This window comes from Limnospira sp. PMC 289.06 (genome assembly GCF_032350395.1).
Taxonomy (GTDB): domain Bacteria; phylum Cyanobacteriota; class Cyanobacteriia; order Cyanobacteriales; family Microcoleaceae; genus Limnospira; species Limnospira platensis.
The window spans coordinates 15582-24281 of record NZ_JARPLC010000079.1; the positions used below are offsets into that span (position 1 = coordinate 15582).

At 44.5% G+C, this 8700-nt stretch carries 8 protein-coding genes; 2 read left to right on the forward strand and 6 right to left on the reverse strand.

Annotated features, from left to right (window positions below; all coding sequences use genetic code 11):
- Positions 1-19: 19 nt before the first annotated feature.
- The 3 genes from P5674_RS15875 to ctpB all read right to left on the reverse strand — a co-directional run bounded on the left by P5674_RS15875 (position 20) and on the right by ctpB (position 3342).
- Positions 20-376 carry a Pepco domain-containing protein gene (locus P5674_RS15875; RefSeq protein WP_006619003.1) on the reverse strand — a complete coding sequence of 119 codons (357 nt, stop codon included), beginning with the start codon at positions 374-376 and terminating at the stop codon, positions 20-22.
- Positions 377-701: 325 nt separating this feature from the next.
- Complete coding sequence (locus P5674_RS15880; protein WP_035736528.1) at positions 702-1952, reverse strand: S-layer homology domain-containing protein; 1251 nt, start codon at positions 1950-1952, stop codon at positions 702-704.
- Positions 1953-2058: 106 nt separating this feature from the next.
- Entirely contained in the window at positions 2059-3342 is a 1284-nt protein-coding gene (gene ctpB, locus P5674_RS15885; protein WP_006619006.1) for a carboxyl-terminal processing protease CtpB, read from the reverse strand.
- 323 nt (positions 3343-3665) lie between these two features.
- Between ctpB and P5674_RS15890 the strand changes: the two genes are divergently transcribed.
- Entirely contained in the window at positions 3666-4484 is an 819-nt protein-coding gene (locus P5674_RS15890) for a hypothetical protein (protein ID WP_315670095.1), read from the forward strand.
- A gap of 15 nt (positions 4485-4499) precedes the next feature.
- On the opposite strand, the gene P5674_RS15895 is transcribed toward P5674_RS15890, so the two are convergent.
- The 3 genes from P5674_RS15895 to P5674_RS15905 are packed head-to-tail and all read right to left on the reverse strand — an operon-like array spanning position 4500 to position 7045.
- The gene (locus P5674_RS15895) at positions 4500-5201 is read right to left on the reverse strand and encodes a response regulator transcription factor (protein ID WP_006619008.1); all 702 of its coding nucleotides are present in this window, start codon (positions 5199-5201) and stop codon (positions 4500-4502) included.
- Positions 5202-5250: 49 nt separating this feature from the next.
- Positions 5251-6063: a sulfite exporter TauE/SafE family protein gene (locus tag P5674_RS15900; RefSeq protein ID WP_006619009.1), complete on the reverse strand. Its 813-nt coding sequence runs from the start codon at positions 6061-6063 to the stop codon at positions 5251-5253.
- A gap of 10 nt (positions 6064-6073) precedes the next feature.
- On the reverse strand, positions 6074-7045 hold the full coding sequence (locus P5674_RS15905) for an acetamidase/formamidase family protein (protein WP_006619010.1): 972 nt from the start codon (positions 7043-7045) through the stop codon (positions 6074-6076).
- Between the two features lie 6 nt (positions 7046-7051).
- On the opposite strand from P5674_RS15905, the gene P5674_RS15910 reads away from it, so the two are divergent.
- Positions 7052-8512: a mechanosensitive ion channel domain-containing protein gene (locus P5674_RS15910; protein ID WP_062945560.1), complete on the forward strand. Its 1461-nt coding sequence runs from the start codon at positions 7052-7054 to the stop codon at positions 8510-8512.
- Positions 8513-8700: the final 188 nt, after the last annotated feature.

The window sequence follows — 8700 nt, forward strand, 5'->3', positions numbered from 1 at the left end:
GATTTTTTGTTAAGTTTTGTTAAGTTTTGCGACGTTTAAAGGTAAGTTTGATAGTCCCATGATCGAAGTTATCACTACAGAGGCTAACTTCTCCGTTGCCATTAATTCTGACAGACAATTCCACCTGGTCAAGCTGTATGGGAGATTTTTGGGAGTTTCCAGAGGCTTGCTGCATTTGAAATGCTTGCTGTTCCGCTTGTAGAAATACATCACCAATTACTAATAAAAATTGACTCATATTTTGCTGCATTTTGTGCGCCGGGACTGCTACCCGGTGGGTCTGTGATTCTGTAGGAGTGTCAGGGGATGTTGAGGGGGTAGGGGAATCTTGGGTAATAATCCAGATACTTTTGGGAATTTGGATAATTTCTGACATAGACCAATCGGGGATGATGGTTAATTATTAACGGAATGTGATGATTGTAGCTTAAATATGGTGGTTGATGTCTAATGATTGAGATCTGGACGGGGAAGCCGAAAAGATTGAGTTTCACTAGGTTAATGGGTCTGGTGGGGGCGGGTGCAAGATATACCAGGGGATACAAGATAGACTTTCAAAAGGCGCGCCAGGGCAAAAATATCACGGTTGGGAACATCTCGAATTGGGGAATATTTAACTATTTTGGGTGTCAAAAAAATGCGTCAGAAAAATCTTATATCTCTGACGCAGGCTAATTGGTGATGTATGAAACCCACAACATTTAACGAGTAATAAGGTAATCTGACTCAATAGGTTCAGCGTCACCCGATCGCACTAATACTTGATAAATCATGACGATCGCCTCTGCTTGACTGACTGATTGATTAGGATTAAAAGTATTACGATCTCGATGACTGGCGACCAAACCCGCCTCAGTCGCCGCCGCCACTTGACCAATAGCCCAATCAGGAATTTGATCAGCATCGGAGTAAACTGTGAGAATTTCCTGGGGATTATTGGGGGTAGGTAAATCCAAACCACTTACCAAAGCTACGACGACCTCTGTATGAGTCATTTCTTGATTAGGCTGGAAAACTTCCCCTGGATAACCCCTGAGAAAACCCATTTTGGTAGCTTCTTGAATGGCTTGATTTGCCCAATAGTCCTGGGGTAGGTCTTGAAAGTTAATATCAGGTTGAATTCTGTCAGTTTTGAGGGATTGTTGCAACTGATGAGCAAACTGTCCGCGACTGACTGGCTGATCTGGGGTAAATGTACCATCTTCTGAACCGATCGCCTGATTATGTTCAGCAAAATAAACTACAAAATCCCGCGCCCAGTGTTCCTCTGGTACATTAGCAAGTATAGTTGTAGCCGAATCTGGAGTTACAGCCGCCTCTGTGTCTGTGGTTTCTGGTGTTTCGGCGGTAGTTAAAGGTGGACTGGGAACCCCTGGGGTTTCTGTGGTAGTTGGAGTTTCAGGGGGTGATGTAACCGCCGCCTCTGTGTCGGTGGTTTCTGGTGGGGTTTCTGTGGTAGTTGGAGTTTCAGAGGGTGATGTAACCGCCGCCTCTGTGTCTGTGTCTGTGTCTGTACCTGTGGTTGTTGTTTCCGCTTCTGTTGTGGGTGCTGACAATAAGGGAATAGTCGCCGGAGTTGACTCGGTAGTTGGAGAGGCTATTTGTAAGCCTTCTAAGTTGAGCCAGCTTAGTGTAAATCCTGTAGATTCGCTGCTGACCGTATTTGAGGGCTCAGACTTAGACTCTGGGGAGTCTGGGGAGGAGGCTATAGTGGTTGTGCTGGAGGATGCTTGACGGACTATATCAGAGACATTGATTAAACTGCGATGCTCTGAGATAGTTTCAGGTTTAGCGGAGAGTAAGCTAAAACTGGTTTTGGGTTCGACCTTTCCCAATACCCAAAAGAAGACAAACCCCATGGTTGCGATCGCCAAAATAATCGCCAGCCATTCTTCCATAGTTGGGGGTGATTGTTTCCGTGGCTGTAAATCAGCCCGATCTGATTCTGACATAGGAATTTTTTGATCTTGAACATTCCCCTCAAGGTTAACTGTTCTCGATGACCATGACAATAAAAAAAAAGGGTGGCAGTTGAAATTTGGTTGCCACCCTGATAGATTAGTTAACTGCCATGGGATGAGATGGATCACCATTAAGAACTAAGATCGCCTTAGCATAGCCAGGATCTTGGTTAGTTCCAATCAAATTAGGATCACTAGCTAGTTGCTTTTTCTCTAACTGAGTCAATTCAATGGCAATATCGGGGGTGACACCTTTCTGGCTGATGTCTGTACCGTTAGGGGTATAATAATGGGCAATTGTGACAGCCAAGCCGGAACCATCAGATAAGGAAAAGACGGACTGTACCAAGGCTTTACCAAAAGTCCGAGTTCCCATAACCATAGCTCGCTTGTTGTCCTGCATTGCTCCTGCCAAAATTTCACTAGCACTGGCTGAGTTGTCGTCAACTAGGACAACGGTAGGTAGGTCAGTTAAGGCTGTATGATTGGCTCGAATTTCCTGACTTTTACCGTGGCGATCGATTGTACTAACGATCGCTCCTGAGTCTACCCACATTCTGGCGATATCAATGCTGCTGCGTAACAGTCCCCCAGGATTTCCCCGCAGGTCTAAGACAAATCCATCTACATTTTGAGCCAGGAGTTCTTTAATGGCTTCTTGCATCTGTTCAGCCGCATGGGAGTTAAACTCCTGTAGTTGAATATAACCAATCTGGCGATCGCCTTCTGTATTGAGGCGATAACGGACTGCTTCTAGTTCAATGCGAGCGCGGGTGAGCGTCAGGTCAAATTGTTCAGCTTCATCGCGGCTGATGGTTAAAGTGATGGAAGTTCCCACCCGACCCCGAATTTTCTCGGCCGCTTTTTCTACGGTCATCCCTTCGGTAGACTCGCCATCAATGGCTACAATGCGATCGCCTGATTGAATTCCCGCCGACATCGCCGGGGAATTTTTAATAGGATTAACCACTGTAATTTGGCGAGTTTTCTCATCCAAAGTCAGTTGCATTCCCACCCCAGACAGTTCTCCCGATGTTTGATTGGTGAGGCGTTCGTACTGTTTAGGGTCCAGAAATCGGGTATAAGGATCGTTGAGTTTTTCTAAGGCTTTACGCAGTTCGCTATATGCTTCTTCTGGGGAGGAATATTCTTTACTGAGAAGCTGTTGGCGCACTTCCAGCCAGTCGATCCGGTTGAAACTGGGGTCTACATATTCTCGATTAACAATTTGCCAAGCCTCGTCAATGATGGCTTTTGGACTATTTTTTAAGGTAGCATTTACTGAACCACTGAGCCCTGGAATTGTTAAAGCGGAAATGGTGACTATGGCTCCACTTAAAACGGCGCGCAAGGGGGAAAAAGGTCTAGTAGCTTGATTCATCTAATCTTCCTCTGGCTGGATTCTCTGGCTGGATGCCTAAACGATATTTTCATAGGGTAGCAAAAGCCATCCCTATACAGTTGACATTAAATAATAGTCGATAGCTTGAAAATACACCTAGTTTAAGGTATGTTAAAAGTCAGCTATCATAAGGCTGTTGTCCAGGTATGATACCCGGCTAATGTGATCATGATACTGGATTTGATGATACTGAACTCCGGGAGCGATTGTATGTCTTCAGACATTATACAAGCAGAATTTATCTACTGTCATCTTTTTGTACAATAAATTTTAGATAAATTTTAGATTTGGGGGAACCTCCCATGTCATCTTTGGTTGTGAAACGGTTTGAGGGTCTTTTTCCGGCGGCGATCGCAGTTGTCGCCCTAGGTGCTATCATTGGACTGCAAATCTATGCACCGGGTGGGGCTAGGTTAGGCGATCGCTTTTCTGAGGAAAACGGCCCGCAGTTGACCCAATCGGAAGCAGAAAGGGAAGAGCAAAGACTGGCTGCTAATCTCGAGATTTTAAAAAACTTACCCAGTTTAGGGTTTGATAACCTCCTTGCTAGTTGGGTATTTCTGAACTTTCTCCAGTATTTCGGAGATAGGGAAGCGCGGAATTTGACGGGTTTTCAACTCAATGACAATTTTTTTGATGTGATTTCCCGCCTCGACCCTAGATGGATAGATATGTACTTATTTTTATCTACCGCTGTTGGTTATTACCAAGCTCAACCCGAACTTTCCGTAGAATTGATGGGGCGGGGAACTAGGGCGCTGTCTCCAGAATTCCCCGGTGCTTGGCGATTATGGCGGTTAAAGTCTCTCGATGAACTATTACTCCTGGGCGACATTCCCGCAGCCGTAGAATCCCTAGAAACCGCCTCTGAATGGGCACAAGCTAGTGGATATGAGCCAGCAGCAAACCTATTTCGGGATGCGGCTAACACACTGCGGGACAATCCCGATAGTGTGCCGATACGGATTAACGCCTGGCTAACAGTATACTCGCAAACTATGGATACTTTGGTTAGGGAGAGGGCGCTAACGGAACTGGAAGCGTTGGGGGTGGAAATACAGGAGGGAGAAGACGGAGAGTTAAGATTTTTGGTTCCCCCACGACCAGAGGCGGAAAATTAAGCATCTGTTAAGGTTTTAGGGGTTGTCCTCGAATTTGTAGCCAACTCCTGTTACGGTTTTGATGAAGGTGGGATGAGATGGGTCAGGTTCGATTTTTTTCCGTAGTCGAGCTACATGGGTATCGACTACTCGCTCATCCCCAAAAAAGTCATCTCCCCATAATTTATCGATTAATTGGGTACGACTCCACACGCGACCGGGATAACTGAGGAAGGTGGCTAATAAGTTAAATTCTAAGGTGGTCAGGTCTAAGGGTTCCGTATTACCATGGTTTTGAAAGTTGGCTTTCCTTTGGTCAATATCAACGGTAAAATGAGGGGTTTGGTGAGTTTGGGTCTGTCCTCCCTGGCGCAGACTACGACGCAATAAAGCTCTGACTCTGGCTACTAATTCCCTAGGACTAAAAGGCTTGACCATATAATCGTCGGCTCCGGTAGACAGACCGACTATGCGATCGATTTCTTCTCCCTTGGCGGTTAACATTAAAATATAGGGGTCTTTTTGTCCGGGTTGTTGACGAATGCGAGCGCAGACTTCTAAACCGTCTAAACCGGGAAGCATGAGATCGAGAATAATTACATCTGGTCGTTGTTGTTGAAATATCTCTAATGCGCTTAGTCCATTCTGGCTAATTTGACAGGAAAATCCTTCCCCCTCTAAGGTACGACGGATAAGGAGTGCAATTTCTGGTTCATCTTCGACAATTAAAATATTCATCGGTTTTTGCTCTCCTGATGTTGGCACAGTTTACAGGCTACCATAAAGGTCAAAGACTAGCCCGCCAAAACATATATATTGATAGTATTCCTAAGAGTGTACGAAAGGCTAAAGTGACGATGCGATCGGGTAATTTTGGTAAAAATCGGGTGCTGATTTGTACTCCGACTAATCCTCCTAAACCTAACATCATCCCCTGTATCCACAGCACATTTCCCTGTATAGCGTGTCCGATACAAGCGGAAGCAGCAGTTATAATAATTACGCCGAGGCTGGTTTGAATAGAGACTTTAATGGTTTCCCCTAAGAGGAGAATTTGCAGCGGAACAATAATGACACCGCCTCCTACTCCAAAAAGTCCGGCTAGGAGTCCGGCGAGACTCCCGGTAATCATAAAGGCTAGGTATGGGTTCATGGTTTTTTGGGGCTGAGGAGAAGTTGAGTTAAGTTGTTCATCTAGTTGCTTTTTGGCGATGATATCTTGGCGTACTTTGATTAAGTAAATATTCAAAAGTAGTAAACATCCAAAGCCGAATAACAACCAAGATGAGGGTAATAAATTAGCGAGATAAGACCCAATTATGGCAGTAATTACGGCAGGAAATCCAATTAATATTACGCGCTTAACTCGCAGAAAACCCATGCGCCAATTTTGGATGCTTCCTGATATGGCGGTAATTAGTACCGAGAAAATACTGGTGGCTACTGCTTGATTACTCACATAGCCAAGGGTGACTAAAATTGGCACTAATACTGTTCCGCCTCCAATTCCTAAAAATCCGGCTAATATTCCGGCGAAGAGTCCGGCGATCGCTAAGGTCAAAAGTTCTGTTGGGGATAAGGATAAGAATTCCAAAATCATTAGTTAAGGATTAGTTAGGGGGAAATGGGAAAGTTTCTGGTAAGATGGATTTGGCGATCGCACCATGAACTCCTTTTTGGGGGGTGTTCACTACTTGGGTAATGCGGAAGTCAACCGCTAGGGAACAGAGGATATAGGCTTCTTCTGACGAAATTCCTAGGATTTGTACTAATAGGTTAATGGTACGTTCTAGGGTAGACTGAAAGGCATCATCAAGGGTATGACCAAAACCCATGGTGATTATATCAGTTGCGGTTTCTGCTAGAGGGACATCTAGGGAAGAGTTTTTGTGCAGAATAATTTTAATTGTGCCATTCATGGAGGTTTCGATCGCTGTGGTGTTGACTTCGCCGCCTCCCTGCGCTGCGTGTCCGTCGCCAATGGAAAATAGACCACCGGGAACCAACACGGGAAGGAAAATACGCGACCCAGCTTGTAATTCGGGGTTGTCGATGTTTCCCCCATACACTCCTGGAGGTATGGAAGACTGGGGGGTTTCGCTGGCGACTCCTAAAATTCCGAAAAATGGGCGCAGGGGAATTTTTACTCCACTTTGGGGGGGAAATTCGGCTAGATTTCGGGTAAGATCGAGGTTGATAAATCGCAATTTCGGCTGGCTAAATCGTTGCGGTAGGGCTCCCCAACCGGTTCTGATAGCATTAAACCCTACATTTAAACGGGGGTAAATTGACTCTAACTGGATTTCTAAAATATCTCCCGGTTGGGCGTTTTGGATGTAAATAGGGCCGGTGAGAAGGTGAGGACCAGGACCGACAATTCGTTCCGGCGACAGGCGGCGACAAAGTTCGATAAATTCTGGGGTCAAAAATCCTTCTGGGGCTTGATTATAAAGGTAATAGCCTGTGTAGGTTTCTACCTGAATGCGATCGCCTGATGCGATGATTAAGGCGGGCTCTAGTTCCGGAGAAAAGCCTCCTACATGGGTGGTGTTGGCTGTGGCTTTCAGAGTATAATTAACCATCTTAATATGAGCATTATTCAGGATTTGATAGGGTTCTTTTGGGAGGCATTCACTCGACCGATAAAGTTGGGTGAAATTTCTCTGTCCATTCAGTTAATTGTGACAGTGATTTTGGCTTTCTTTGCCATTTTTTTAGTGTGTACCTTTCTGAGTAATTTACTGAAAGATAAGATTCTTGTCAAGTTAAAGTTTGATGAGGGTAGCCGAGAGGCGATCGCCACCATCTTCCGCTATTTTACCATTACTATCGGCTGTTTACTCATTCCCCAAGCTGCGGGAATTGATATGAGTTCCTTTACTTTCCTCGCTGGTGGTTTAGGTATTGGTTTGGGTTTTGGTTTCCAGGGACTCGCCCAAAACTTTGTCAGTGGTTTAATTTTATTATTAGAAAGACCTATTAAAGTCGGCGATTATATTGAACTTGATAAATTGGAAGGAACTATTCGCAAAATCTCCATTAGGTCTACTGTAATTGTGACTAATGATGATATTTCGATTATTGTTCCGAATCAGATTTTAGTGAGCAATAAAATCATTAACTGGAGTCATGGAAATGTACTGAGTCGCATTCATATTCCGGTGCGAGTCGCCTATGGAAGTGACCCAGTTTTAGTCACCGAAGTTTTGTTATCCGCCGCCCGTCAAGAACCGAGGGTATTACGGCATCCCAAGCCACAGGTTTGGTTAAGAAATTTTGGCGAAAATTGTATAGATTTTGAACTGTTAGTTTGGATAGAACTTCCTAAAGCTAGGCTACCTATTCAAAGCTCTTTAAATTATATAATCCAAAGCAAACTGTATCAAAATAATATCAATATTCCTATCGCCCAGCGAGACCTATGGATTAGAAATACTGAGGAACTTAAACAGGTATTTGCACCAATTATCGCCTCTTCCCAGTCCGCCAAAATTAAAGCCGCCGAAACTACTGAACAGCAGGAATTAGAAAGGCAAAATATGTCACTAAAAGCATTATTGCGGAAGGTGGTTTATTTTGAGGGTCTGAGTGATTTAGCATTATTAGGGTTAATTGAAATGGGATACCGAGAAACTTTCGCCCCTCATCAATTTATTTTCCATGAAGATGATCCAGGTGATGCTTTTCATATTATCTTATCTGGGGTGGTGGAAATTTTAGCGGAAAGGGCTAATAAGCATATTCGTGATTTATCAGCGGGGGATTTTTTCGGGGAATTAGCATTAATTATGGGGATACCTAGGACGGCGGCGGTCAGGGCTAAGGAAACCACTATTTTGTTTGTGGTTAGTCGTGATGTATTTCAGCGCTTTTTAGGTAGTTATCCCCAGGTAGCAGACCAAATTGCCGAGAAATTAGCTGAACGAAAAGAGGAGTTAGTACAACGTCAAAAAATGCTCCGAGAACTGGGTATTTTAGGGGATGAGGATTTAGATAATAATCCCTTGGTATGGATTAAGCAACGCATGAAATCCCTCTTTGGTATTTGATATAAAAGCATCTGTAGGGGCGGGTTCACGGGGCTATATGATAGTAATAGATAAACCCCATAAACCCGCCCTATCCCCACCAGAAAAAAGCATCTGTAGGGGCGGGTTCACGGGGCTATATGATAGTAATAGATAAACCCCATAAACCCGCCCTATCCCCACCAGAAAAAAGCATCTGTAGGGGCGGT

Excerpts from the sequence above, each read along its gene's own strand:
- P5674_RS15905 (WP_006619010.1), bottom strand. The coding sequence starts at position 7,045 with ATGGTTAATTATACTCTGAAAGCCACAGCCAACACCACCCATGTAGGA.
- P5674_RS15890 (WP_315670095.1), top strand. The coding sequence starts at position 3,666 with ATGTCATCTTTGGTTGTGAAACGGTTTGAGGGTCTTTTTCCGGCGGCG.
- P5674_RS15880 (WP_035736528.1), bottom strand. The coding sequence starts at position 1,952 with ATGTCAGAATCAGATCGGGCTGATTTACAGCCACGGAAACAATCACCC.
- P5674_RS15910 (WP_062945560.1), top strand. The coding sequence starts at position 7,052 with ATGAGCATTATTCAGGATTTGATAGGGTTCTTTTGGGAGGCATTCACT.
- P5674_RS15895 (WP_006619008.1), bottom strand. The coding sequence starts at position 5,201 with ATGAATATTTTAATTGTCGAAGATGAACCAGAAATTGCACTCCTTATC.
- P5674_RS15900 (WP_006619009.1), bottom strand. The coding sequence starts at position 6,063 with ATGATTTTGGAATTCTTATCCTTATCCCCAACAGAACTTTTGACCTTA.
- P5674_RS15875 (WP_006619003.1), bottom strand. The coding sequence starts at position 376 with ATGTCAGAAATTATCCAAATTCCCAAAAGTATCTGGATTATTACCCAA.
- ctpB (WP_006619006.1), bottom strand. The coding sequence starts at position 3,342 with ATGAATCAAGCTACTAGACCTTTTTCCCCCTTGCGCGCCGTTTTAAGT.